At 74.9% G+C, this 24,367-nt stretch carries 19 protein-coding genes and 2 pseudogenes; 15 read left to right on the plus strand and 6 right to left on the minus strand.

Translation table 11 applies throughout. The features are described 5' to 3' along the window. The 3 genes and pseudogenes from ABTZ17_RS11550 to ABTZ17_RS11560 all read left to right on the plus strand — a co-directional run. Positions 1–210, plus strand: a pseudogene (locus tag ABTZ17_RS11550) (NADPH-dependent oxidoreductase); the annotation flags it as partial. A 52-nt stretch (positions 211–262) separates the two neighbouring features. Further along, entirely contained in the window at positions 263–1,162 is a 900-nt protein-coding gene (locus ABTZ17_RS11555; protein WP_352195362.1) for an SDR family oxidoreductase, read from the plus strand. A 137-nt stretch (positions 1,163–1,299) separates the two neighbouring features. After that, positions 1,300–2,844 (plus strand): FAD-dependent oxidoreductase, encoded by a 1,545-nt coding sequence (locus ABTZ17_RS11560; RefSeq protein WP_502994644.1) that lies wholly within the window; start codon positions 1,300–1,302, stop codon positions 2,842–2,844. 23 nt (positions 2,845–2,867) lie between these two features. Here ABTZ17_RS11560 and ABTZ17_RS11565 read toward each other — a convergent pair whose 3' ends face one another. From ABTZ17_RS11565 to ABTZ17_RS11580, 4 genes are all read right to left on the minus strand, one after another. Next, positions 2,868–4,019, minus strand: coding sequence for an aromatic acid exporter family protein (locus ABTZ17_RS11565; RefSeq protein WP_352195363.1), 1,152 nt, complete (start codon positions 4,017–4,019; stop codon positions 2,868–2,870). Positions 4,020–4,385: 366 nt separating this feature from the next. Beyond that, positions 4,386–5,945, minus strand: coding sequence for an FAD-dependent oxidoreductase (locus ABTZ17_RS11570; protein ID WP_352195364.1), 1,560 nt, complete (start codon positions 5,943–5,945; stop codon positions 4,386–4,388). Beyond that, positions 5,942–6,661, minus strand: coding sequence for a class I SAM-dependent methyltransferase (locus ABTZ17_RS11575; protein WP_352195365.1), 720 nt, complete (start codon positions 6,659–6,661; stop codon positions 5,942–5,944). Before ABTZ17_RS11575 ends, ABTZ17_RS11570 begins: the two co-directional genes overlap by 4 nt. Positions 6,662–6,698: 37 nt before the next feature. Further along, the gene (locus tag ABTZ17_RS11580) at positions 6,699–7,886 is read right to left on the minus strand and encodes a lycopene cyclase family protein (RefSeq protein WP_352195366.1); all 1,188 of its coding nucleotides are present in this window, start codon (positions 7,884–7,886) and stop codon (positions 6,699–6,701) included. Between the two features lie 441 nt (positions 7,887–8,327). Here ABTZ17_RS11580 and ABTZ17_RS11585 point away from each other — a divergent pair, with 441 nt between their 5' ends. From ABTZ17_RS11585 to ABTZ17_RS11630, 10 genes and pseudogenes are all read left to right on the plus strand, one after another. Beyond that, on the plus strand, positions 8,328–9,527 hold the full coding sequence (locus tag ABTZ17_RS11585; protein ID WP_352195367.1) for a polyprenyl synthetase family protein: 1,200 nt from the start codon (positions 8,328–8,330) through the stop codon (positions 9,525–9,527). Next, a complete protein-coding gene (gene crtI, locus ABTZ17_RS11590; RefSeq protein WP_352195368.1) occupies positions 9,524–11,044 on the plus strand; it encodes a phytoene desaturase family protein in 1,521 nt (506 codons plus the stop codon). The genes ABTZ17_RS11585 and crtI overlap by 4 nt, the downstream gene beginning before the upstream one ends. After that, a complete protein-coding gene (locus ABTZ17_RS11595) occupies positions 11,041–12,039 on the plus strand; it encodes a phytoene/squalene synthase family protein (RefSeq protein WP_352195369.1) in 999 nt (332 codons plus the stop codon). The genes crtI and ABTZ17_RS11595 overlap by 4 nt, the downstream gene beginning before the upstream one ends. Further along, positions 12,036–13,046 carry a Rieske (2Fe-2S) protein gene (locus ABTZ17_RS11600; RefSeq protein WP_352195370.1) on the plus strand — a complete coding sequence of 337 codons (1,011 nt, stop codon included), beginning with the start codon at positions 12,036–12,038 and terminating at the stop codon, positions 13,044–13,046. The genes ABTZ17_RS11595 and ABTZ17_RS11600 overlap by 4 nt, the downstream gene beginning before the upstream one ends. A 294-nt stretch (positions 13,047–13,340) precedes the next feature. Next, positions 13,341–14,237: a LysR family transcriptional regulator gene (locus ABTZ17_RS11605; protein WP_352195371.1), complete on the plus strand. Its 897-nt coding sequence runs from the start codon at positions 13,341–13,343 to the stop codon at positions 14,235–14,237. A gap of 201 nt (positions 14,238–14,438) precedes the next feature. Then, the gene (locus ABTZ17_RS11610) at positions 14,439–15,353 is read left to right on the plus strand and encodes a hypothetical protein (protein WP_352195372.1); all 915 of its coding nucleotides are present in this window, start codon (positions 14,439–14,441) and stop codon (positions 15,351–15,353) included. Positions 15,354–15,850: 497 nt separating this feature from the next. After that, positions 15,851–16,477 (plus strand): annotated as a pseudogene (locus tag ABTZ17_RS11615) (zinc-binding dehydrogenase); the annotation flags it as partial. Between the two features lie 109 nt (positions 16,478–16,586). Continuing rightward, a complete protein-coding gene (locus ABTZ17_RS11620) occupies positions 16,587–16,997 on the plus strand; it encodes a MerR family transcriptional regulator (RefSeq protein ID WP_352195373.1) in 411 nt (136 codons plus the stop codon). Between the two features lie 159 nt (positions 16,998–17,156). Next, positions 17,157–17,678: a hypothetical protein gene (locus ABTZ17_RS11625; RefSeq protein WP_352195374.1), complete on the plus strand. Its 522-nt coding sequence runs from the start codon at positions 17,157–17,159 to the stop codon at positions 17,676–17,678. Further along, the gene (locus ABTZ17_RS11630; RefSeq protein ID WP_352195375.1) at positions 17,675–20,587 is read left to right on the plus strand and encodes a M48 family metalloprotease; all 2,913 of its coding nucleotides are present in this window, start codon (positions 17,675–17,677) and stop codon (positions 20,585–20,587) included. Before ABTZ17_RS11625 ends, ABTZ17_RS11630 begins: the two co-directional genes overlap by 4 nt. A 74-nt stretch (positions 20,588–20,661) precedes the next feature. Here the strand turns inward: ABTZ17_RS11630 and ABTZ17_RS11635 are convergent, their stop codons facing one another. After that, positions 20,662–21,057 (minus strand): ATP-binding protein, encoded by a 396-nt coding sequence (locus tag ABTZ17_RS11635; RefSeq protein WP_352195376.1) that lies wholly within the window; start codon positions 21,055–21,057, stop codon positions 20,662–20,664. Between the two features lie 267 nt (positions 21,058–21,324). Here ABTZ17_RS11635 and ABTZ17_RS11640 point away from each other — a divergent pair, with 267 nt between their 5' ends. Continuing rightward, positions 21,325–21,525 (plus strand): CsbD family protein, encoded by a 201-nt coding sequence (locus ABTZ17_RS11640; protein ID WP_352195377.1) that lies wholly within the window; start codon positions 21,325–21,327, stop codon positions 21,523–21,525. Positions 21,526–21,760: 235 nt separating this feature from the next. Next, positions 21,761–22,723, plus strand: coding sequence for a helix-turn-helix transcriptional regulator (locus ABTZ17_RS11645; RefSeq protein WP_352195378.1), 963 nt, complete (start codon positions 21,761–21,763; stop codon positions 22,721–22,723). Positions 22,724–22,765: 42 nt separating this feature from the next. On the opposite strand, the gene ABTZ17_RS11650 is transcribed toward ABTZ17_RS11645, so the two are convergent. Continuing rightward, positions 22,766–23,740, minus strand: a complete 975-nt coding sequence (locus tag ABTZ17_RS11650; protein ID WP_352195379.1) for an AraC family transcriptional regulator ligand-binding domain-containing protein — start codon at positions 23,738–23,740, stop codon at positions 22,766–22,768. Positions 23,741–24,367: the final 627 nt, after the last annotated feature.

Consider the following 24,367-nt stretch of genomic DNA (forward strand, 5'->3'; position numbering starts at 1 on the left):
AGCGCCGACCTCTTCCAGGGCCTCAACGACGTGGGCTTCTCCCTCGCGCCGAACGCCGTCACCTACTGGGTCGGCGAAGCCATGCAGGGCACCGACTACCAGGACCTCGACAAGACCCCCGAAAAGACCGCCACGACCACCAGGACCCTCGCCGCGAACACCGCCCACCTCGCCCGCCGCCTCAAGGCAGCCACGTACCCCGCCATCTGATCGGACGCTCCGGGCCTTCCGCCCGCAGTGCACGAGAACGAGGAGAACGACCATGCCCGCGCACGGCTCCACCCGATCCTCGGTACCTGACCCCGTCACCCGTCACCCTCGGCCGCCGTTCCCCGACCAGCAACAGGAACCCCCCGGCTCGACCGGAGAGATGGACCCCCGACCCGATCACGGCGAGGATTCCTACCACGGTCACGGGACGCTCCTCGACCGGGCGGCTCTGGTCACCGGAGGCGATTCGGGGATCGGGCGGGCGGTCTGCCTCGCCTTCGCCCGAGAGGGCGCGGACGTCGTCTTCACCCACCTGCCGGAGGAGACGGACGACGCGGGGGAAACGCTCCGTCTCGTCCGTGCCGCGGGCCGCACGGGGGTGGCGGTGCCCTGTGACCTCCGCGAGGAGGAGCAGTGCGCGGGGCTGGTCGACCTGGCCGTGGCCGAGTTGGACCGCATCGACATCCTGGTCAACAACGCCGCCTATCAGATGTCCCAGCCCGACGGGATCGAGGCGATCACCACGGAGCAGTTCGACCGTGTGATGAAGACGAACCTGTACGGGATGTTCTGGCTGACCCGCGCGGCTCTCCCGCACCTGCCGCGCGGTGGCTGCGTGATCAACACCACCTCGGTCCAGGGCTACCAGCCCAGTCCGCACCTGCTCGACTACGCCATGACGAAGGCGGCGATCATCTCCTTCACCCACGGGATGGCCCAGATGCTCGCCGAGCGCGGCATCCGCGTCAACGCCGTGGCCCCGGGACCGGTGTGGACCCCGCTGATCCCGGCGACGATGCCCGACACGGAGCATTTCGGCGAGCAGTCACCCCTGGGCCGTCCGGCGCAACCGGCGGAGATGGCGCCCGCCTACGTCTTTCTCGCCTCGCCCCAGGCCGGTTACATCACCGGCGAGATCGTCAACGCCACCGGCGGGGTCCCGCTTCCCTGAGGGCCGCCCCCGCCCGGCAGCCGCAGATGGCGGGGGTGTGGCGGGAGGGACACCGTCAGGCTCCCGGACCGGGAGAGCGGGCCACCGGCCGGCCGAGGCGGCGCATCCGGCACCGGTTCCGGGGGAAGTCGCCCGTTATGAACCGACACCCCACCGCCGGCGCCTCCCACTGGATGCGGACCGCGGCCTTCCCCTCCTTCGCCCCCCTCACCGAGCCCGCCGAGGCGGACGTCGCCGTCGTCGGTGCCGGCATCGCCGGTCTGAGTGCGGCCAGGGAGCTGGCCCGAGCGGGCCTGAGCGTCATCGTCCTGGAAGCGGACCGGCCGGCCTGCGGCGTCACGGGTCACACCACGGGCAAGCTCTCCGCCCTGCACTCCACGGTCTACGCCACCCTCCGCGAGAAGCGTGGTCCGGACGCGGCCCGCGACTACGCGGATTCCCAGAGTGCCGCGCTGCGGCACGTCTTCGAGGTGGCGGACGCACTCGGTGTGGAGTGCGAGCTCGAAAGCCGTCCGGCCCTGACGTACTGCCTCGATCCCGAGGGCGTCGGGGCGCTGCGCGCCGAGGCGGACGCGGCACGGGAGGCCGGCCTCGAGGCGTCGTTCGTGACGGAGACGGGCCTGCCGTTTCCGGTGGCCGGGGCGGTCCGCGTCGAGGACCAGGCCCAGTTCCATCCGCTGAAGTACCTCCGCGGGCTCGTGGACGACCTCCTCGCCCACGGTGCGCGCATCCACGGCGGCACCCGTGTGGTGGCCCTGGATGCCGGGAGTCCCCACCGTCTCACCACGCAGACGCAGGTCACGGTCGCCGCCCGGCACGTGGTCGTGGCCACCCACCACCCCGTCTTCGACCACGCCCTCTTGAGCACCCGGCTCACCCAGCACCGTGACCTGGTAGTCGCCGGGCCCCTGTCCGTCGACCGGGACCCGGAGGGCATGTACATCACCGCGGAGGGCGGCAAGCGGTCCGTGCGCACGGCGCCGCTCGCCGACGGCCGCCGCCTGCTCATCGTCACCGGCGAGTCCTTCACCCCCGGCTCCGGCGGCGACACCGAGGAGGCCTGGGCCCGGCTGGAGAAGTGGACGCGACAGCACTTCCCCGCGGTGGAGCTCTCGCAGCGTTGGGCGGCCCAGGACAACAGCGCCACCGACACGGTTCCCCTGATCGGCCGGCTCCCCGCCGCGGGCGACGAGGTGTACGTGGCCACCGGCTTCGCCGGCTGGGGCATGACGGGCGGGGTGATGGCCGGTTCCCTCCTCGCCTCCCTCGTCGCCGGCACGCCCCAGCGTTGGGCCGGTCTGTACGATCCCGGCCGGGTCGGGCCCGCCGTCCGCTCCGCACCCGCCTTCCTCAAAGCCCAGTGGGAGACCGGCAGGCACTTCGTCAAGGACCGCCTCGACACCCTCGGCGAAGGCAGCAACGGCTCCGTTCGTGACCTGCCGCCGGGCGAGGGCACCGTGGTCCGTAACGGCGGGAAGCCGTGCGCCGTGCACCGCGACGACCGGGGAGCCCTGCACGCGGTGTCCGCGGTCTGCACCCACCTGGGTTGCCTGGTGGCCTTCAACAACGCAGAACGCACCTGGGAGTGCCCCTGCCACGGGTCCCGTTTCGGAGTCGACGGTGACGTGCTCCAGGGCCCGGCGCTTTCACCCCTCGAACGGGTCGACCCCGACACGCTGTGACGGGCGGGCCGGTATGCGGAAGGTCACGTCGTCGGGTCGGGAGCGAGGACGTGGAGGTTGCCGCGGATGTCCGTCAGGAGCCGGGAGGCATCGGTGAGCAGGGTCCCCTGGAGGGTGGGTGCGGCAGGTGCGGCCTCGGGCCGCATCAGTGCCTCCAGGTCGGTGACGCGATCCGCCGTCCGCTCCAGGAGGTCACGCAGGCGCGCGGGGTCGGTGGGGGCGGCCTGACCGATCTCTTCCACCACAGCCGCCGCGGCGTCGAGGACGTCGCGGTAGCCGCTGCGGAAGGCCGGCTGGAGTGCCTGGTGGTGCGAGTCGGTCAGGAGGTACTCGACGGTGCGGGTGATGGACCGCAGGTGGTCCAGGCAGCGTTGGGCGACGGTCAGGGTCTCGCGGGTGCGGGCGAGCGCGGAAGGAACGGTGGAAGGGGCAGTGCGGGGGTTGAGCCGGGCGTTGTCCGCCTCCTCGTCGAGGGAACCGTGCAGGCGGTCGCAGTCGGAGGCGAGCCGCCGCCAGTCGGAGCGCATTCGCCGCACCTTGTGGGGATCCGTGTCGGCGTGGTCGAAGACCTCCGCCAACGCGCGCGTCTCGGATGCGATTTCCGAGCAGATCGATGCGACGGTCCGTTGGTGGCGGAACAGGTGCCCGGCGGGTGCCAGCAGGATGTGGATGGCCAGCCCGCACGCGGCCCCGATGGCCACGGAGGCGGCGAGGTGTCCGATGTAGTCGATGCGGCCGCCGCCCGAGGAGAAGGCGAAGAAGGCCACCACGGCGACCTGCACGCCTTGGGCGCCGAGTCGGTGCAGCCGCCCGACGGTCAGCGCGAGGAGCACCAGGACGGCGAAGGACCAGGCGTGGATACCCGCCCACGCCGCCAGGGCGGCGGCGAGGGAGGCTCCCGCCCCCATCGCCGCCACGTACTGGACGCAGTCGCGGACCGACCGGTACACGGTCCTGCGCAGCGCGATCAACGCGGTGAACGGCGCGAAGGTCGCCACGGCGACCGGCAGCAGGTGGCGGGCCAGCACCCACGCGACGACCGCCGCCGTCACCGACTTCGCGCCCAGCACCAGCTCGGCGCGCTCCGGTCCCGGCTCCCGGAGGGCCCTGTCGCCGTACGCCGCGACCCTCGTGATCAGCGCCCTTGCCCGGACCGGCGCCTCCTGCCACCTCATGTCTCCTCCTCCTGCGTTCCGCGTCCTCGGTTCCGGTTCGGATCCCGCGGTTTCCGAGCCGTGTCCTCGGCCCCTCCTGCCCGGTGCGGATTCCTTGACGCGGACGAGCTCCCCTCTGCCCGCGGGCCGGGTCGAGGCCGGGAGCCCGGACCGGACGGCTCGACCCGGTCCGCTGCCGCGCGGGCCGGTGGCGAACCGGTGCGGGCCCGGGTCGGTGCCGATCACGAGCACGGAGCGCGAGGTCCCGCTCCGCTCCGCCGTCCGGTCCGTGTCCGGCCGCCTGCCCGGTGCGCGGGCCCGGAAACCCGCTCCCGCTCCTGCCCCCGCCGCGGTGCCGCCGGTGGGAGAACGTGAGGTCCGGCGGGCTCAGCGGCCCGCCAGGGCCACCGCCTTGCGCAGGAGCGGGCTCCGTCCGCGGTCGGGGACGGTCCACAGGGTCTGGCCCCGGACGCCCCAGCGTTCCAGCAGCGCGTTCGCGGCCAGGAAGCCGGTGGTGGCGGCCCGTTCCATGAGGGCGACCGGCAGCCCGGTGCGCACGAAGTCGCCCGCGACCACCAGTCCCGGCACCCCGGTCCGGACGGTGGGACGGTCCTCGTATCCGCCGACGGGGAACAGGGGGCAGTCCTCGCGCCACTCGTGCCGGGCGTCCACCACCGTGGCGTACCGGGTCTCGGGGTGGACGCGGCGCAGCTGTTCGACGAGGCGGTCCTGCACGACGGTGCGGGGTTCGCGCGGGGGGACGGCGTAGGCGTGCAGCTCGACGACGGAGCCCCCCGTACGGGCCGCCCACCGGGCCGCTTCGTCCTCCCAGCGGTCCAGGACGCTGACGTTGTCGAGGCCCTCGAAGCCGCTCGTGCCGAGGAACCCCGGCCGGTCGGGTGCGACGGGCCGGTCCAGCCAGAGCCGGGTGACCAGGAACGGTGGCGCGGTGCGCAGGCGGGCCACGCGCGCCCGCCATTCGGGCGGGCCCAGCAGGGGCGAGGCGGCGGCGAGGCGCCTGAGCCCGGCCGCGTCCAGGGCCAGCACCACGGTGTCGTACCGCTGCTCGTCGTCACCGGCGGTGACGGTGAAACCGCCGTCGGGGTCGGGCGCCACCCCGTCGACGGGGCGGCCGGTGCGCAGCTCGGCACCGTGGCGCCGCAGGTACTCGGCGAGGGGGTTCCACAGGGCCTGCGGGTAGGGGGCCACGGGCACGTCGAAGAGCAGCCCCTCGGCCGAGCCCAGGAAGTAGATGTGGAACATGAGGGCCATTTCCGCGGCCGAGAGCTCCCGGGGGTCGGCGAAGAAGCTCCGCGAGAACACTTCGAAGGCCAGGTGGCGGGCGCGGGCGGGGAAGCCGATCGCGTCCAGGAACGCCTGCGCGCTGAGGCGGTCGAGGCGTTCGTAGACCTCGGGCACGCGGACGTCGAGCAGTGGCAGGGCGGCGCGGGGGTCCAGGGCGCGCAGGTCGCGGAGCCGGAAGGACGGACTGAGCGCCGCGAACCCGACAGCGCTCCACGGCGGGGTCCGCGGCACGTGCCGGAAGCCGTCGCGCATGCCGTCCGCGTGCAGCAGGGGGTAGTCGGGGAGCCCGGCCAGCCGGTCCAGGGCGGGGTCGGTGCGGCGCAGCAGGCCGCGCAGGTTGTAGTACTGGCGGAAGAAGGCGTGGAAGCCACGGCTCATCGTCACCGTGCTGCCGTCGGAGAGCCGGGTGGGCCAGCCCCCCGCTCGTCCGCCCAGGTACGCCTCGCGCTCGTACAGCGTCACGGTCACGCCGCGTTCGGCCAGGGCGGTGGCGGCGGCGAGGCCGGCGATCCCGCCGCCGACCACCGCGGCGGTGGTTCCCTCCGGCGCGCGGTCGGCCCCGGGCGCGGCGGGGATCACGCGGGCCCGGCGGTCCCGGCCGCCGGCGGCCGCGCGGCTCCGGCCCTCCGGCCGCCCGTTCACCGGGTTCCCGCGGGTCGGGCGGCCACGAAGGTGTGCGTGATGCCGGTCTGCCAGCCCGGCAGGGGCAGCACCCGCACCCGGTCGAAGCCGGCGCCGCGGACGCGGTCGGCGAACCGGTCGGCGGGATCGAAGCGGACGACGCTGGACCACAGGTGTCGGTAGAGGGGTCCGTTGCCCAGCAGGGTCGCGACGGGCTGCACGAGGCCGCGGCAGACGCCCGTCCACACCGCCCGGTCGGTGCGTCGTCCGCTGAGGCTGTACTCGTGGACGGAGAGCCGGCCCCGGGGCCTCAGGAGCGTGCGGACGGTGCGCAGCACGGCGTCGGGGTCGCGCACGTTGCGGAAGAGGTAGGCGGCGAACACGGCGTCGTACCCGTCCCCGATCCCCGCTCGCGGCAGTTCCTCGACCGGGGTGTGGACGAAGCGCACCCCGTCCGACCACGGTTTCGCGGTGGCCCGGGCGAGCATGCCCGCGGAGGCGTCGACGGCGGTGACGGCGGCTTCGGGGAGCACCGAGCGGATCGCGGCCGTGGAAGCGCCCGTTCCGCAGCCGAGGTCCAGGACCCGCAGGCCCCGACCGCCGTCGGGCAGACCCAGGCGGCGCACGGAGCGCCGCAGGTGGGCGTGGTAGCCGGGGTTGGCCGCCACCAGCACGTCGTAACTGCGGGAGGCGTGGTCGAAGGCGGCGGCGAGTTCCGCGTCGCGCAGCAGGGTCATCGGGCCTCCGGGGCGGGTCGGTGTGCGCGGGTGGGGGTCATGCGGGTGGCCTCCGGGGGAGCCGCGGCAGTTCGAGGGCGGAGCGCACCATGGGCCGGGCCGGGGCGTGCCGTCCGACCCGGATGTCCTCGACCAGGCCGGTGTCGCCGTCGAGGAAGCGCAGCAGCCGGGCCGCGGGGACGCGGGCGAACAAGCGGCAGAACAGCTCGGGGCCGTCGAGGCGCCCGCTGTCGAGGGCCCGCAACAGCACCGCGTCCATGGCCAGGGAGCGCGCGGAGTGCGCCGGCGGCGGCACGGGCGGCCGGCCCTGCCGGAGCGCCGCGGCCACCGCCCGCGTCTGCCGCTGCAGCCCGGCGAAGGTGTAGCCGGTGGAGGGACGGGTCGCCCCGCCGGCGGCGCCGATCCGGAACACGGACGCGCCGGTCCGGCGCGGCAGGACGGCGTCCGTCATCGGGATCACCCCGTGCTCCGTGGCGACGACTTCCAGTGGGCCCAGGCCCAGGACCTCGGCGGTGTAGTGCCGCAGCTCCGACTCGTACTCCGTCTCCGTGAGGACCCGCCGGGAGAAGCGGGTGTACTCCACGAGCGCCTCGTCCGGTGCCGTCGGCAGGACATAGCCGAAGGACAGCCCCTCGGAGGGCTGCGGGGTACGGAAGTCCATCAACTCGGCGGTGCGGGGGTCGAACACCGGTCGGGCCGTCCGCACGAACCAGCCCCGGAAGTGCTGGAGCAGCGTGGTGCGCGCGGCCGGAAGCCGGTCCAGGGGACGGGAGTCGAACACCCAGCGGGCCGTCACCTCCCGCTCCCGTCCCTCAGGCTCCGTCATCGACACCAGGGCCCCCTCGCGCACCTCGACCACCGCGTCCACCACGGCCTCCAGGCGGCGCACGTGGGCACTGGTGGCGAGGGCACGGCCCACCAGGGCCTCGAAGTCGTCGGAGCGGATCATCTTGTACCGCAGCGGGGCGATGTCCCCCTCCACGGGGGGTCCGACGGGCGGACGCACCCGCAGGTGCCGCCACTGGTAGCGGACCGCGGCGTCGAAACGGCCCCGCCCGGATTCCCAGAAGCACCAGGTGCGCGGCGCCGGCCGCAACGGCCCCGGGGGAGCGTCGACCAGGAGCACCGACGGAGTCCGGCCGTTCGGGACGGGCCCGGCCAGCCGGTGGGCCAGGGACAGCCCGGCCGCACCGGCCCCGATGATCAGCACGTCGGTCCGCGACATCCCGGCTCCCTCCCTCACCGCTCGTTCCCGCTCCTGCGGCGCGCACACGGCGACGCGCCGGAGGTTCGTCCCGCGTCGCACGGGCAGGCGACGTACCAGCCTTCCCGCGCGGCGGCCCGATCGGATGCGTGCCGCTCCCACGGTCACCCACCCGGACGCGTCCACCCGATGGCATTAGCCCCGTTTTCCCCGTCTTCCCCGACCGCGCATCCGCGGTCGGGGAAGGGAGGGAAGAGCCCCAGTGAGCGATTCGGTACCACGACGAGAGGAACCGGGATGCGCCCGAGCCGAGCGAACGAACATCCGGTGTCCCCGTCACGGACCGGCACCCACCCGGTAGCCCCCTCCCGCCGCGAAGCACCACCACCTTCCGACGCCCCGCGCACCCCTGCCGATCCCGACGACCAGGACGGCCCCGACGCACCCCCCACCCGGCACGCCGTGAGCGATCCCGGTCCCCACACCGTGGATCCGGCCGCCGTCGACGCCGACGTACCGGGCGCCGTCGACCGTGCTCTCACGCTCTGGCTCGCCGCACGACTCGACACGGCCGGGACCCTCGACCCGCTGTTCGCCCGGGAACTCGCCGAACCGGTCGCCCGCTTCACCCGCGAAGGCGGCAAACGCCGACGCTCCCGACTCCTGTGGTGGGCCCTGCGCGCCTGTGGCGGGTCGGACGCCGCGACCGCCGCCGCGGCCCTGCGGATCGGGGCTGCCCTCGAACTGCTCCAGACCTGCGCCCTGATCCACGACGACGTGATGGACGGGGCCACCCTGCGACGCGGCCGGCCCGCCTTCCACGCCGAGGCGAGCCGGCGCCACCGCCACCGCGCCCCGCGCCCCGCCGCCGACCGGTTCGGGGAAGCGGCCGCGATCCTCGCCGGGGACCTCGCCCTGGCCTGGGCCGACGACCTGGTGGCCGGGACGGTGCTCGACCCGTGGCGGGCGGCCGCGGTCCGCGGGCTGTGGAGCGAGCTGCGCACCGAGATGGTCGCGGGCCAGTTGCTCGACCTCCACGGTCAGCTGACCGGAACCGTTTCCCCCGTCGAAGCGCTGCGTGCCGCCCGCCTCAAGAGCGCCCTCTACTCCGTCGGCAGGCCCCTGCTCCTGGGCGCGGCCCTGGCGGGCGCGGACGCCGGCACCACCGACGCCCTGCGCTCGGCCGGCCACTGTCTCGGTCTGGCCTTCCAGCTCCGTGACGACCTCGACGACCTCTTCGCCGACCCGCTCGACACGGGCAAGACCTGCGGCGGGGACATCCGCGAGGGCAAGCCGACCTACCTCGCCGCCGTAGCCCTCGCACGGGCCCGGTCCGCCGACGACCGCGCCGCCCTGAAGACCCTCGAACACGCCCTCGGCCGCGCCGACCTGTCCTCCGCAGACCTGGACGAGGTCCGGGAGGCGATGGTCAGGACCGGTGCCCGGCACGCGGTCGAGACCAAGATCGAACGACTGTCCGCCCGGGCTCTCGGCCGGCTCGACGGCACCCTGCCCGACCCGATCGGCGAAGCCCGCCTCCGCGACCTCCTCGCCACCGCGGTCGCCTCGCCGAACGGCCACCGGCAGCCCCCCGGGCCCCCGCCCCCCTCGCCCGCACCGTCGGCCCCACCTGCCGACGTCCGAGAGGAGGCCGACCGGTGACCCGCTCGGTCAAGGGCAGCACCGACCACGTGGTCGTCGTCGGAGCCGGTCTCGCCGGCCTGGCCGCGACCCTGCACCTCCTGGGCGCGGGCCGCCGCGTCACCCTCGTCGAACGGGACACCGGGCCCGGTGGTCGGGCCGGACGCCTCGACCTCGACGGCTACCGCGTCGACACCGGTCCCACCGTGCTGACCATGCCCGACCTCGCCGACGAAGCCTTCGCCGCGGTCGGTGACAGCCTCCGCGCCCGGGTTCACCTCACCCCCCTCCACCCCGCCTACCGGGCGTCGTTCGCGGACGGCAGCACCCTGGACGTCCACACCGAGGCCGAGGCCATGACCGAAGAGGTCGCACGCTTCGCCGGCCCCCGCGAGGCGGCCGGGTACACCCGCCTGCGCACCTGGCTGGGGCGGATCCACCGGGCCCAGATGCGGCGCTTCATCGACGCCAACTTCGACTCCCCCTTCGACCTCCTCACCCCCGACCTCGCCCGGCTCGCCGCCCTCGGCGGCTTCGGCCGTCTCGACCGCCGCATCGGCGCCTTCCTCGACGACGAACGCCTCCGACGCGTCTTCACCTTTCAGGCCCTGTACGCCGGAGTGCCGCCCGCCCGCGCCCTCGCCGCCTACGCCGTCATCGCCTACATGGACACCGTCGCTGGCGTGTACTTCCCCCGGGGCGGCATGCATGCCCTGCCCCGGGCCATGGCGGACGCCGCCGCCGACGCGGGCGCGGAACTCCGCTACGGGGAGGCCGTCACCGCGCTGGAACGCTCCGGGGACCACGTCACCGCGGTCGTCACCGCGAACGACCGCATCCCCTGCGACGCCGTCGTCCTCACGCCCGACCTGCCCGTCACCTACCGCCTGCTCGGCCGCCGTCCCCGCCGCCCCCTCCGCCTGACCCACGCCCCGTCGGCCGTCGTCCTGCACGCGGGCACCCGCCACACCTGGCCACAACTCGCCCACCACACGATCTCCTTCGGAGCCGCCTGGCGGACCACCTTCGACGAACTCACCCGCCGGGGCGAGCTGATGAGCGACCCGTCCCTGCTCATCACCCGCCCCACGACCACCGACCCCTCCCTCGCCCCGCCCGGCCGCCACCTGCACTACGTCCTCGCCCCCTGCCCCAACACCGACATCGGCCCCCACGGCACGGCCTGGGCCGAGCTCGGACCGCGCTACCGCGACCACCTGGTGCGCACCCTCGAACACCGCGGCCTCCACGGCTTCGCGGACGCCATCGAAGAGGAGGCACTGATCACCCCGGCCCACTGGCTCGACCAAGGGCACGCCGCCGGCACCCCCTTCTCGGCCGCCCACACCTTCCTGCAGACCGGCCCCTTCCGCCCCCGCAACCTGGTCCGCGGCACCGACAACGCCGTCCTCGCCGGCTGCGGCACCACCCCCGGCGTCGGCGTCCCCACCACCCTGCTGTCCGGGAAACTCGCCGCGGCCCGCATCACCGGCGCCTCCCGACGCCCCGCCACCCGCCGCAACGGAGCGAGCCGGTGACCGCCCGCGAACTCGACGCGGCGGGCATCACCGACCCCGCGCTCAGAGCCGCCTACGCCCACTGCCGCACCCTCAACGCGGCCCACGGCAGGACCTACTTCCTCGCCACCCGCCTCCTGCCGCCCGACCGCAGGCCCGCCGTCCACGCCCTCTACGGCTTCGCACGCTGGGCCGACGACATCGTCGACACCCCCACCCCCGACGGCGCCCCGCCCTCCGTGCGCCTGGAGACACTCCGGCAACACCTGGACCGGCAACTGCGCCACGGCGAAGGACACGAACCCGTCGTCACCGCGCTGGCGGACACCGCCCGCCGGTACGACATCCCGGACCACCACTTCCACGACTTCATGGGCGCGATGCGCTCCGACCTCACCGTCACCGACTACCCCAGCTACGCCCACCTGCGCCGCTACATGCACGGATCCGCCGCCGTCATCGGCCTGCAGATGCTCCCCGTCCTGGGCACCGTCGCCCCCCGCGCCGAAGCCGAACCGTACGCGGCCGCCCTCGGCGTCGCCTTCCAGCTCACCAACTTCCTCCGCGACGTCGGCGAAGACCTCGACCGGGGACGCGTCTACCTCCCCGCAGACCTCTTGGCCGCCCACGGCGTCGGTCGCCCCCTCCTGCACCACTGCCGGGACACCGGCCACAAGGACCGGCGCGTCCTCGCCGCCCTGCGCGAGTTCGAAGCCCTCACCCGCGGTGTCTACGCCGAGGCCGGACCCGGCCTCGCCCTCCTGCACCCGCTCTCGCGGCCCTGCATCGACACCGCCCGCATCCTGTACGGCGGGATCCTCGACGCCGTGGCGCGCGACGGCCACGACGTCCTCAACCGCCGTTCCGCCGTCCCCCGTCGGACCCGCGCCGCGGTCGCCGCCGCCGGCCTCGCCGCCGTCACCGCCGCCCGGCTGGGCCGCCGCGCCCGGCTCCTCACGGGACACCCGGCCCGGTACGACACGCCCCTGCGACACGTCGCCGAGGAAGCCCCGTGAACCCCCGCCCCCCATCGCGGCGCCCCCGCCTGCCCCTCACGCTGCGCCGCGCACCGGTCCCGTGGGACCGGCAACGCCCCACCTGGCGCGAGGCCCGACCGCCCCTCATCGCCCGGGCCCTGGACCGGGCACGGGCCCGCCCCTCGGGGAACTGGTTCGTCGTGGCCCCCACGACCGCCCTGGACGACGCCCGCCCGCTGGGCCGCACCGTGGCCGGAGTCGAAGTGGTCCTCTGGCGCGGCACCGGCGGAATCCTCCGGGCGGGCCCCGGGGCCTGCCCGCACCTGGGAGCGCCGCTGGCGCGGAGCGCTGTACGGTGCGGCACGTTGGTCTGCCACTGGCACGGCCTCGCCCTCGACGGGGCCCCGTTCGCCGGCTGGAAGCCCTACCCGGCCTTCGACGACGGCGTCCTGCTCTGGGTACGTCTCGACGAGGCGGGAGGGGAGGACCCCCTCCCGACCCCCGTCGTCCCGGAACGCCCCCACCCCGTCGGCGCCGTCACCGTCGTCTACGAGGGCGCCGGAACCTGCGAACCCGAGGACATCGTCGCCAACCGGCTGGACCCCTGGCACGGGGCCTGGTTCCACCCCTACTCCTTCGTCGACCTCACCGTCGTCGAAACCCCCACCCCCGAGGGCCCCGACGACCGGTTCACGGTCGACGTCTCCTTCAAACTGGCCGGACGCCTCGTCGTACCGGTCCGAGCCGTCTTCACCGCTCCCGGCCCCCGCACCGTCCTCATGCGCATCACCGAGGGCGAAGGCGCGGGTTCCGTCGTCGAGACCCATGCGACCCCGCTCGGCCCCGACGCGCAGGGCCGGCCCCGCACGGCGGTCACCGAAGCCGTCGTCGCCGCCTCGGACCGCACCGGCTTCGCCCTGGCCCGTCACGCGGCGCCCCTCCTGCGCCCCCTCATGCGCACCGCCGCTGCCCGGCTGTGGCGCGACGACCTCGCGTACGCCGAACGCCGCTGGCAGCTGCGCTCCACGGGCCGCTTCCCGGGCTGACTCCGGGCCCGGGCCCGGTCACGCGCGTCCCTCCAGGGGCGCCCCGCGCACGGTCCGGGCCTCCGCGCCATACCGGTTGCGCACCGCGTGTACAGGTGCGTACAGTGTGCGCTGCGAGTCGGGGGGCTCGGTGACTCGGTACGGTCCGCGCTTTCGCGCGCCCGTGTGGGGTGCGGAGCGACGCGGTATCCGGGCGGATCACGCGGCCTCGCCTCGAACGTCTATGGGTCCGGCTGGTGCCGGCACCCGGACCGGCCCATCGTCGAGCCGAGCCCACCCATACACAGGGGTGTCATGGAACGGCACGAGATGGACGCCTTCCTCATGCTCGCGGAGGAGCTCCACTTCCGGCGCGCGACCGAACGCTTGGGCCTCGCCCAGGACCGGATCAGCCAGACCATCAAGAAACTGGAGCGGCGGATCGGAGCGCCCCTGTTCGAGCGGACCAGCCGGCGCGTCGCCCTGACGGCCGTGGGCCTCCAGCTGCGCGAGGACCTGCTCCCGGCGAGAGAGCAGATGGAGTCCGCCCTGGCCCGCGCGGTCTCGGCGGGCCGCGGCATCGAGGGGATCCTCGACATCGGCTACTCCAGCCCGATGGCCGCCGAAGTCCTGATCAAGGCCGCCGACCTGCTGCAGAGCCGGCACCCGGCCTGCGAGGTGCGCATCCACGAGATCCAGCTGACCGACCTCTACGGCCCGCTCCGCTCCGGCCTGGTGGACCTCCAGGTCACCGAGGGCCCGATGGCGGAACCCGACCTGACCGCCGGTCCCGTGCTGTTCCGACAGGACCGCGTGCTGCTGGTCAGCCGCGACCACCCCTTCGCCGGCTACGAGTCCGTCTCGGTGGAGGACCTCGCGGACACCAAACTGATCACCCTCTCGGGCAACATGCCCGACTACTGGATGGCGGAGCACTACCCGCGACGGACCCCCGCCGGTCGAACCGTCCCGGTGGGCGGAACCGCCAACTTCTGGCCGGCGACGCTCGTCCTGGTGGCCGCGGACAAGGGAGTCACCTCCTCCTGCGCCGGAGCGGAGCCCTACCTGGGACGGCCGGACATCGTGTGGATCCCCTTCCGGGACGCCCCGACCGTCGACTGCACGTTCATCCGGGCCCGACAGGGGGACAGCGCCCGCACCCGCGCCTTCATCGACACCGCGCTCTCCGTTCCCCACGGCTTCGCCAGGTGAGGCGGGGCCGGCGACGGCAGCCGGCCCCACCGGCCGGCGGCGCGTTCCCGCCCCCGGCCGGCGGGGCCTCCTCCGCCGGCCGCCCGGTCGAGGCCCACGGCGTAGCGGGCCTCCCGAGCGGGCACGCTGTGCCTGGACCCCCGGGCGAGCGGGCCGTTCGGCCGGCGCGGTGGCCCGGATCGGGCAGGGGAGGGCGCTGTGGTGGGTGCGGTTCCTGTGGCGGCGGGGGTGGTGTCCGCCGTCCTCGTCGTGCTGTTCTCCGCCGTCGTGCTGGTGCGGTTCCGGTCCGCGGAGGAACGCGCGTGGTCGGCTCTGGCCGCGACCGCGGGCCCGGTCCGGCCGCCCGCCACGGGATTGTCGTGGTACGAGTCGGCTTGTCTCCAGTACCCGCACGGCCCCGCGGGTGTCCTGGGCGTGGCCCTGGTACGGATGCACGCCGAGGGCCGGTTGACGTTCCTGGGCCGGGCATACGATCGCTACGTCTTCGCGGTGAACGACCCGGTGCCCCGCGACGAGGTGGAAGCGGCGCTGCTCGACCCACCGGCGCGGAAGAGCGGTCGGCTGTCCGTTTCCTCCGGCGCCCACGACTGGTCCCGCCCGCCGTGGGACGAGCTGCGCCGGCGACTCGTCACGGACGGACTCCTGCGGGAGCGGGGCCTGCCCGCGGGCATCGCCGCCGATGCTCCGCAGGTCGCCGCTTGGCGGACCGCCCGCGCACGGGCCCGCCGGGCGCGGGCCCGGCTCCTGACGCTCTACCTGGTGACCGGCGTCGTGTCGGCACTGCTGTCCGGCGCCTGGCCGCTGCTCGTCGGCTACGTCGTCGCCGTCCCGTTCCTGACCCGTTCCGAGGAGCGGCCACGCCACCCGCGGGCGCCGGAGATCACTCCGGCGGGAGAGGCCGCCGTCCGGGCGGCCCGCGCGGCGGCCCCGGACTCGCGCGAAACGGAGGTGCTCCTGAGCGTCGCGAAGGGCGGGCTCGCGGCAGCACCCGCCTGGCACCCGTTCGGCAAGCCACCGCCCGCAGCATCGGCCCCGCCGCGGCAGGTCCGGCAGGTCCTGCAGGAAGAACCTCCGCCCGCCGTCGACCTCGACCCCCCGGGCCTCGGCGGTCTGTGACCGCACCGGCCACCCCGTTCGTTGCGGTCCACGACGTCGCCATGCTCTGCGCGGTGAGGACCGCGCTCCGGTTGTACCGGCCGCTCCCAACAGGCCGATGTCATTGGTGAGTTCCGCGCACCGATCGGTGCGGAGTCCCTGCTTGTTCGTGCGGTCGGTGCGGCGGAGAATCGTGCGGGAACCTGAACCTGAACCTGAACCTGAACAGGATCAGGATCCGGAACAGGAACAGGTGCCCGGGGTCTCTCCGTGTCGCACCCGGCTCCGGGCGCGGCGCGTTCCGGCCCGCCGCGGCGCCCCTCCCGCACCGCACGGTCCGCGTCACGACGTGTCCCCACACGCGCGTCCCGACGCGGGCCGAACCGCAGGACCGGTGGACGGTGGACCTGCGGACGCACCGCGCGACGACGGGGCCCGGGCGCCCGCGGGCCCCGTCGCCCGATCACGCGGCCGTCCCCGTCCCACCCTCCTGCGGCGCGCATCGCGACCGACCCCAGGGAACGGCCGCCTACGGGGCCCTGACCCGGCTCGCACCCGTGCGGAAGGGCGAGGTGGTCCTGGTGACCGGGGCGGCGGGCGCGGTGGGGTCCCTCGCCGGGCAGATCGCCCGACTCTTCGGAGCCGGGCGCGTGATCGGCACCACCGGGTCGGCCCGGAAGGCGGACCGGCTGGTGGCCGAGCTGGGGTACGACGCGGTGGTCCGGCGTGACGACGGGCCCTTCGCGGCCCGGCTCGCCGAGGCGGCCCCCGAGGGGATCGACGTCGTGCTGGACACCGTCGGGGGCGAGCAGTTGGCCGCCGCGGTCGGTGCGGCACGACAGGGCGCGCGCCTCGCCCTGGTGGGCGCCCTGGCCGGACAACTGTCCCCGCGCCGGGCCGGGGGCAGCGCGCCCGTGGAACTCGACGCGTTCCGGATCGTGGTCAGGGGTCTGTCCTCGCGCGGTTACAGCGGAGCGGATCACCCGGACGTGTCGGAGGAGTGGACCGCACGGTTCGGGGACTGGCTGCGTTCCAGCCGGATCCGGTTCCCGTACACCCGTGTCGAGGGCATGTCCCGGGCGCCGGAAGCGTTGCGAGGACTGATCGAGGGCCGGTACTTCGGGGCCGTGGTGGTCGAGGTGTAGGGCGCCCGCCGGGTGCGGGTGCGGGAGCGACGGAGCGGACGCGGAGGGGCGCGACATGGCGGCGACGGACGGTGGGGGCGAAGGGGTGAGGGTGCGGACGGGTGCGCCGATGAGGATTGCTGACGCCGCGGTGGCGGCCGGGACCACGGCCAGGGCGCTGCGGTTCTACGAGGAGCGCGGTCTGCTGGATCCGCCCGCCCGTTCGGCCTCGGGGCAGCGCGCGTACGGGCCGGCCGAGATCGTCCGGGTGCGCGTCATCCGGGACCTGCTGGCGCTCGGCTTCACCGTGGAGGACCTGCGGGGCTGCGCGGACCGGCTCCACCTGCTCGCCCAGGACCCGCCGCCGCGCTGCACCGCGGAAACGGGGACGGCACCGAGCGGGGTCGTCGGGCGCCGGCTCGCCGCCCTGGACGCCGAGATCGACCGCCTGACCGCGTTGCGCGACAACCTGGCGCGGCGCACGGGCCCCGCCCCGACGGACCCCCTGGGGGGTGCCCCGTCCGACGCCCGCTCCGGCTGACCCGGCTGCCGGGGCATGGTGCGACCGCCCGTGGTCGTGCCATCGTGAGGGGCTGTACTCGACGGTCCGTCATGGGGGTGGGGGATGGGTTCGGTGGGGGCGTCGTCGGCGTCGGGGGGACGCCGAGTGCGGGACGTGGTCCGTGAGGTGGTCGAGCGGGTGGCACCTGACGAGGTCGTTCTGGTGGACGGGTTGCTGGCCCTCGACGACGCCGCCGCGCTACGGCGGCTGTCGGGGCGGGGGGATCGGGAGCCGCTGGGATTCGGCCTGGCGGAAGCGGCCGCGCTCGCCACGCCCGTGGTGTGGCTGGTGCTGCACCAGGTCGCGTCCACTCTGGCCGGGGTGGCCACGGAGGGCGCCCTCCGGCGGACGGGCCACTGGCTCAAGCGGGTCGTGCGCCGGCCCTCGGCCCCGGAGGTCCTGCCCGCCCTGGAGCGGTCGCAGCTGGCGGAGGTGCGCCGACAGGTCCTCGAAGCGGCACTCCTGAAGGGTGCCGCGCCCGAGCAGGCTCAAGGACTCGCGGACGCCGTCGTCGCCGCACTGGTCCTGGAGCCGGCCCCGGCCCCCGCCCCCGACCCGGCCCCGACCTCCGCCCCGGCGGAGATCGCGCCGGCGGAGCCCCCCGCCCCACCGCCCGGCCTCCCCGAGGAGGGTGATCCGGCCGTCGGAGCCACCTGGTGAGCGGTGTCGTCTCCCGCCCCGTCGTCGACGACCGGGTGCTGGTGGCCGGCACGGGCGCTCGCTTCGCCGTCCTGACGGCCCTGATGCTGGTGTCCACCGGGGCCCTGGCCCTGATGATCCTGTGGGCCCGGCGCGCCACGGACGGAGTCGACTGCCTGCTCGCCGCCGGAGCGGACCCGGACCGGGCCGGCACGGCGGAAGCGATCCTGCGCCTGGCCGCCCAGTCGATCCCCGTGTGGGCCTGCATGGACCGGCTCGTACCCGTGCCCCCCTGGTGGCAGGTCGCCCTCGCACCCGCCCTGCTCGTCATCGCCGCCGCCCTGCTCTTCCGCATCCTCCCCGCGTGGACCGTCCGGCGGCGCCGCCTTGTCGACCTGCGGTCCGTCGATCCCGACGGCGACGTCCTCCGGCTCGTCCGGGCCACCGCCGAGGCGGCCGGGCTGTCCGCCGTCCCGCGCATCGTCGTCGACCGGGCGGCCCCGACCGCCGGGGCCGTGGTCCTCGGCAGCACCCGCCGACCGATCGTCTGCCTCCACGCCGGGCTCCTCGCCTGCCGGAACACCGCCCCGGACCACTTCCGCACCGTGCTGCTGCACGAGTTCGCCCACATCTCCCACCGCGACGTCACCGTCACGTACGCGACCGTCGCCTTGTGGCGGGCCTTCGGCACCCTCGTCCTGCTGCCCTCCCTGCTGTGGGCGCTGCACCGGGCAGATGCGTTCGACCCGTCGGCCCGGCCCGCACCGTCGCCCTACGAGATCCGTACGCTCCTGCTGCCCCTGGTCCTGGCCGCCCTCGTCTACCTGGCCCGGGCAGACGTCCTGCGCACGCGGGAGGTCCACGCCGACCTCGCCGCCGCCCGCGGCGGAGCCGACATCCACCGCGCGGTCGCCTCGGAACCCCCCTCACCGGGTGGACTCCGCGGAGCGGCCCGATCCCTGACCTCCCTGTGGAGCACGCACCCTTCCGCGCGGGTGCGTCGCTCCGCGCTCTCCGATCCGGCCCCGGTCTTCGGGCTCCGGGCCCTGCCCGCCCTGCTCACGGGGGCGAGCGCGGTCCTGATCCACGGCCACGTCCTGGGCGCCCCCGTCGCGTACCGACGACTCAGTCCCTGGATCTCCCAGGTGACCGCGCTGCCCTCCGCCGTGCTGGTGTGCGGGGTGATCGGAACGGCACTGTGGCGGTCGGTGACGCACGCGGCGGTCACCGGCCGACGGGCCCCGACCGGCGTGCGGACCGGACTCTGGCTGGGCGCGGGGCTCGGCGCGGGCAGCTTCGTGGCGGGCCTGGGCGCCGGGACGAGGCAGTGGTGGATCGGCGGCCTGATCGGCTTCCCCCTCATCGTGGCCTCCGGCGTCGTCTTCACCGTGTGGCTCACCCTGTGCGCGCGCCTCTGGACCGGCGCGTGGCGCGGCGGATCCCTGAAACCCGTCTTCCTCCAGTACATGGCCGCAGCCCTCGTCGTCGCCATGGTCTGGTTCGCCTGGCTCACACCACGAGGGCTGTACGGCGCCTTCTGGCAGCTCGTCACCCCCGGTGCCGACCGGATGGTCCGGGAAGCGTTCCCGGGGATCACCACCACGGGGCGGACCGGCGTATCGGCCGTGGTGGCGGTGACTCCGACGCTCCTGAGCTCGATGCTGTGGCCCTTGTTCACCGCCGCGGTGGCCGTGACCTGGATCGTCCCGGCACTGGCCCTCGCCCTCGGACCGTTCGGCGGCGGGGTGCCGCGGTGGGTGGTCCGGGCCCGACTCGACGACACCGCCCGCCCCCTCGCCCCGGAGCCTCCCCCCGCACTGCGCACCGCGCTGGCCCCCGGTCTGCTCGGCGGGGTGCTCGGTTGGGCCGCCGTCGCCGGTGCCCTCGCCCACCTGCACGCCGAACGGGCCGGGCAGCAGGCCGACGGTGGGGGCGGAGGACTGCGCCTCGGCGTCTGGCTGTTCCTGGCCTCGGCCGGTGCGGTGGCGGTGGCGGCCCTGGTGGCGGGGACCCGGGCCCGTCAGCCCCTCGTCCCGCTGGTCGCGGCCCAGATCGCGGCGGTGGTCGGCCTCGCCGGCACGGCTCTCCTCCTGTCCTTCGACGGCTGCCTCGCCCCGCTCTCCGTGCGCCAGGGTCCCTGCCGACCGCGTCCCGTCTGGCGCCTCCACTCCCTGGACGAGGTGACGGCCTTCGGAAACGCCGTCCTCATGGCCGCGTTCCTCCTCGCGGCGGTGGCCGTGCTCCTCCGGTGGACGGTGGGGTGGGCCCGCCGCGGCCGGCGGGCCCGCGAGCCGCGGCGGCGGGGCGTCGTGCGGCCCTCCTCCCACCGACCGTCCACCCGCTGGTCGGCCGTGGCCCTGCCGGTGGTGCTGGGGCTCGCCCTGGCGGTCGGGGAGCCCCTCGCCCTCTTCTCCCGGCACGCGGCCCTGCCGGACCAGGCGGCCGCCCAGCGCGGCTTCCAGCGGCTCCTCGGCGATCCACCGCCCGCGTCCGAGGGCACGCGGGCCCGGCAGGTCCGTGCCTGGTCGGACCGGGGCGGCAGGTACCTGTTGAACCGGGCCGTCCGCGCCACCGCGCAACTGCGCGGCATCGACGTCCCACCGGGCGGCGACCCCGCCGCGCAGGCCGCCGCGCTGGCGCGGGTCCGTGCGCTCTGCGTGGACATCGGGACCACGGCCGCGTGGGAGGACGGCCAGTACTTCCGGGTGCCGGACCCTTCGGCCCAGTCCGCCTGGCACGCGTTCGGCACCGGGGCTCGCGGCGGCGCCTCCGGATGCCTGACGGCGGTGGACCGACGGCCCTTCGACGCCGGAGCCTTCCTGGCTCTGGCGGCCGCGCGCTACGAGCTGGACGTCGCCGGATCGTACGCAGCCGGTGCCGAGGACGCCGTGAACGCGATCCTGGTGAAGGAGCCGGACGCCCCCTTCTGAGGCGCGAAGGAGAGCGCGCGCGGGACGGCACGCGGCGAGGTCCACCGGTCAGCCGCCGGTGCCCGCCCCCTGGTTCAGCAGGCGGTGGCGGTGGCGATCGTCGCCATGATGGTCTTCCCGGAGCGGTGGTGTCGGATGTCGGTGAGGGCGAGGCGGTTGATCAGCAGCCACCCGAAGCCGCCGGGCTCGCTCGGCGCCCAGGGTTGCTCCCGTGGGAGACGGGAAGAGGAGTCGGAGACCTCTATGAGGACGCCGCCGGGTCGGCGGGCGATGCGGAAGCCCGTGACCCCGCCGCCGTGCCGGTCGGCGTTGGAGACCAGCTCGGTGACCACCGTCTCCACGTCTGCCACCCGCTCCGGTGCCACCGCCGGCCGTCTCAGGAGACCCCGGGCCAGCTCCCGGGCCTGTCGACAGGTGACGCCCGCCCCGGAGCGGGCGGATGTGCTGTCCGGTGTCGAGCTGGTTCCCATGTCCGCTCGCCTGCCCCGTATCGGGCGACTGAAGAGTGCTCTCCGCCGCGCGTCTTCGGCCCGCGTCGGCGACCGGCCGGCAGTCCGGACCCGGGACCGTCCCGGGAGCACAGGGTCCGTCGGGCCCCGGCGGCAATCCCCTCGACGGGTTCGCGTCGAGCCCCCACGATGACACCATCGGCGCCCTCCTCGTGCACACTCGCCCCCTTTCGCATAGTTTGTCGATTTGTCGATATCTCTTCGAAGAGCACGAGAAGGAGTTCCGTCATGTCGGAGAAGGCCAAGGGGAAGATGGAGCAGCTCAAGGGCAAGGCCAAGGAGGCCGCGGGGAAGGCCACCGGCAATGACCGGATGCAGGCCGAGGGCAAGACGGACCAGGTCAAGGGCAAGGTCCGCGAGGTCGCGGGCAAGGCCGACGAGAAGGCCCGCGGGGTCAAGGACTCGCTGCAGGACCGCCGCCGGTCCTGAACCTCCCAACCCGTGGTGGGCCCCGGCGCGGACGGCGCCGCGGCCCACCACGCGCGCGTCCGGAGACGAGGGCGGACCGCCGTCACCGGGCGGAGACCGGAGCGACCGTCGGAGGCGGGGTGTGCACGGGCCCTCCGCGGGGGCGTACCGTCTTCAGTTCGGAGCACGTGGATCCTCGCCGACCGGGCACAGGGCCGTGTGCGGGGGAACGGCGGCGGGGAAGGCGGTGGCGGGAGTGCCGGAGCAGTCGGTGTTCGAGAGCGGGGACCTGGCCGAGACGGAGGCGTACCTGTCGGCGGCCTACACCCCGATGAGCATCGGCGGCCGCCCGGAGGACACCCGCGCCCGGATCGCGCGCCGGGCCGTGGGCGATCTGCTGCTGGACGACCTGGAGTTCGGCTACACGATGGCCTTCGACGCCGGTCCGCTGGAGCAGGTGGTCCTCGCACAGGTCGCCGACGGGGTCCACACCTCCGGTGAGCATGCCTTCGGCGCCGGGTCGACCTTCCTGATCGCCCCACCCGACCGCCCTTACACGGGGGAGGTCCGTTCGGCCCGGTACGGACTGACGACCTTCCCCACCCGACTCCTGGCGCAGGTCCGCACCGACGGCGCGGACCCCGACGCCGGACCCGTGCAGCGCCTGGCGGGCAGTCGGCCGGTCTCGGCGGAGGCCCACCGCCTCCTCGCCGCCACCACCGCCCACGTCCGGAGTCTCCTGGCCGACCCGGCGGCCGCCGCCGCCCCCCTGGTCGTCGGCACCGCCGCCCGGCACCTCGCCGCCGTCACCCTCGCCACCCTCCCCACCGTCACCGAGGGCACCGTCCGGCACGCCCCGGATCCGGGCCGCCGTGACCTGCGCGACGCCCACGGCGCCACGCTGCGGCGGGCCGTGCGGTTCATCGAGGACAACGCGCACCTCGACATCGGCCTCGCGGAGATCGCCGGCTCCGTCCCGGTGACGCCCCGGGCCGTCCAGTACGCCTTCGCCCGGCACGCCGACACCACCCCGCTCGCCTACCTCAAGCGGGTCCGTCTGGCCCGCGCCCACGAGGAGTTGAGGGCCGCCGACCCCACGACCACGTCCGTCACCCGGATCGCCGCCCGCTGGGGCTTCCCGCACCAGGGCCGCTTCGCCGCCGCCTACCGCACGGCCTACGGCACGAGCCCCGCCGCGGTCCTCCGCGCCGGTGGCTGACCCGCCCGCCCCACCCCCCGTACGCCCCTCGTGCTCAGCGCCCTACGAGGCCCCCTCCGGCCCCTCCGGAGCGACCCCGCGGCGCAGGTCGGTGCTGGTGTGGCCGGTCCACCGGCGGACCGCCCGCCGCATGGCGCGGACATCGGCGTAGCCGGTCCGGTCCGCGACCGAGCCGAGCGGGAGGTCGGTGGTGCGCAGCATCCGCAGGACCCGGGTGCGGCGCTCCGCTTCGAGTTCCGCGCTCCAGGTGGTGCCGTAGGCCTCCAGCCGACGCTGGAGGGTACGGGTGCTCATCGCCAGGCGTTGGGCGACCGTGCGCAGCGCGGGGGAGTCCGGACCCTCCGCCCCGAGGGCGAGCCGGAACTCGTCGATCCAGCTGTACAGCGGGACGGCCTCGTCCAGGTACCGATCGGCGTGGCCCCGCAGCAGGTCCGACAGGCCGGGCGGGGCGTGCGGGGACGGCACGTCCAGGTCGGCGGTGCGGAAGGTGATCGAGCTGATCGGCACGCCGAACTCGATGGCCGTGGTCCCGTACAGCTCCGCCAGCGCGCCGTGGCTGCGGGGGGAGGTGGCGGCCACGGCGACGCGCACGGGTGTCACCGGCCGTCCCAGAGCCTCACCGAGCCGTCGTCGGAGGAGGCCGAGGCTGAACGAGCGGATCGCGGACGCCGTTTCATAGGTCAGCTCGGCGGCGTTGGCGTGGCTGAGGGTGACGTGTCCGCCGTCCTCGGTGATCAGGAGCTGTTCGGTGCCCGCGTCCCCGATCGCGGCGACGTAGTGCGCGGCGTCCCGGAGCCCTTGGAGCGGCGTCGGGGCGGAGGTGAGGAGGTAGTCCCACACGCCGAAGGTGCCCAGTTCGGCCCGGCGGGCCATCAGGAGTGCCACCTCCGTCCACGGGGCCCGGGTGGTGAGCAGCTCCCAGATCCGGATGTTGGTGGTGGACGGAGTGCGGAAGCGGTCGCCGGTCAGGTGGGCCGGGGCCATGCCGAGCAGGTCCTCGAACTGCTCGTCGGGCACGCCGAGCAGCCGGGCGACGGCGGAATTGTGGCGGGTGAAGGAGGACGGGGTGGTCCCGGCGAGCAGAGGTGGCGCAGGGGGGTCGACTTCCTTCCGGTCCGTGCCGCCGCCCCCTTCCCCTGCCCCTTCCCGGCCGGCGGACGGCGCCGTTCCGAGGACTTCGTGGCGCGCCCGGCCCTCCTGCCGGCGCGCGGGGCCCTCGCTGGGCCGATGCCCGTGCTCTAGCGTCATGACCGTCCTTGTGAGGGTGGTGTACGGGGGACTCCCGACCACGACGGTCCGTTCTTCGGCGGTCCGTGCGTCGGGAGCGGGCACGTACCCGACGAGGGCGTCGAGCGCGGCCCCCGACCCCTCCGGATGGTGGGCCGCGCTCCCGGACACGCGATGCGGCAGCGGGCGCGGGCACGGCCCGCGCTCCGACCGCGGATCAGAGGTCCGTCCGGTTCGTGCACGGGTCATGGTAGATCCACGCGCACCCTGCATTCGATCGCGAGTTCGGACAAAGGCGTGGGGGCGGCCGGAACGCGTCGGTGGTCGGGTGGGCCCATCGCCGTCGCCTCCGGCCCATCGCCGTCGTCTCCTGCGCCTTGCCGCGTCGAACCTCCTCTTCTCCCCCCGTGGGAACCG

This window comes from Streptomyces sp. NPDC097619, assembly GCF_040302735.1.
Lineage (GTDB): Bacteria > Actinomycetota > Actinomycetes > Streptomycetales > Streptomycetaceae > Streptomyces.

Bases quoted from the DNA above. Each gene is read 5' to 3' on its own strand.
- ABTZ17_RS11555 (WP_352195362.1), top strand. From the start codon at position 263: ATGCCCGCGCACGGCTCCACCCGATCCTCGGTACCTGACCCCGTCACC.
- ABTZ17_RS11560 (WP_502994644.1), top strand. From the start codon at position 1,300: ATGAACCGACACCCCACCGCCGGCGCCTCCCACTGGATGCGGACCGCG.
- ABTZ17_RS11565 (WP_352195363.1), bottom strand. From the start codon at position 4,019: ATGAGGTGGCAGGAGGCGCCGGTCCGGGCAAGGGCGCTGATCACGAGG.
- ABTZ17_RS11575 (WP_352195365.1), bottom strand. From the start codon at position 6,661: ATGACCCTGCTGCGCGACGCGGAACTCGCCGCCGCCTTCGACCACGCC.
- ABTZ17_RS11580 (WP_352195366.1), bottom strand. From the start codon at position 7,886: ATGTCGCGGACCGACGTGCTGATCATCGGGGCCGGTGCGGCCGGGCTG.
- ABTZ17_RS11605 (WP_352195371.1), top strand. From the start codon at position 13,341: ATGGAACGGCACGAGATGGACGCCTTCCTCATGCTCGCGGAGGAGCTC.
- ABTZ17_RS11620 (WP_352195373.1), top strand. From the start codon at position 16,587: ATGAGGATTGCTGACGCCGCGGTGGCGGCCGGGACCACGGCCAGGGCG.
- ABTZ17_RS11635 (WP_352195376.1), bottom strand. From the start codon at position 21,057: ATGGGAACCAGCTCGACACCGGACAGCACATCCGCCCGCTCCGGGGCG.
- ABTZ17_RS11640 (WP_352195377.1), top strand. From the start codon at position 21,325: ATGTCGGAGAAGGCCAAGGGGAAGATGGAGCAGCTCAAGGGCAAGGCC.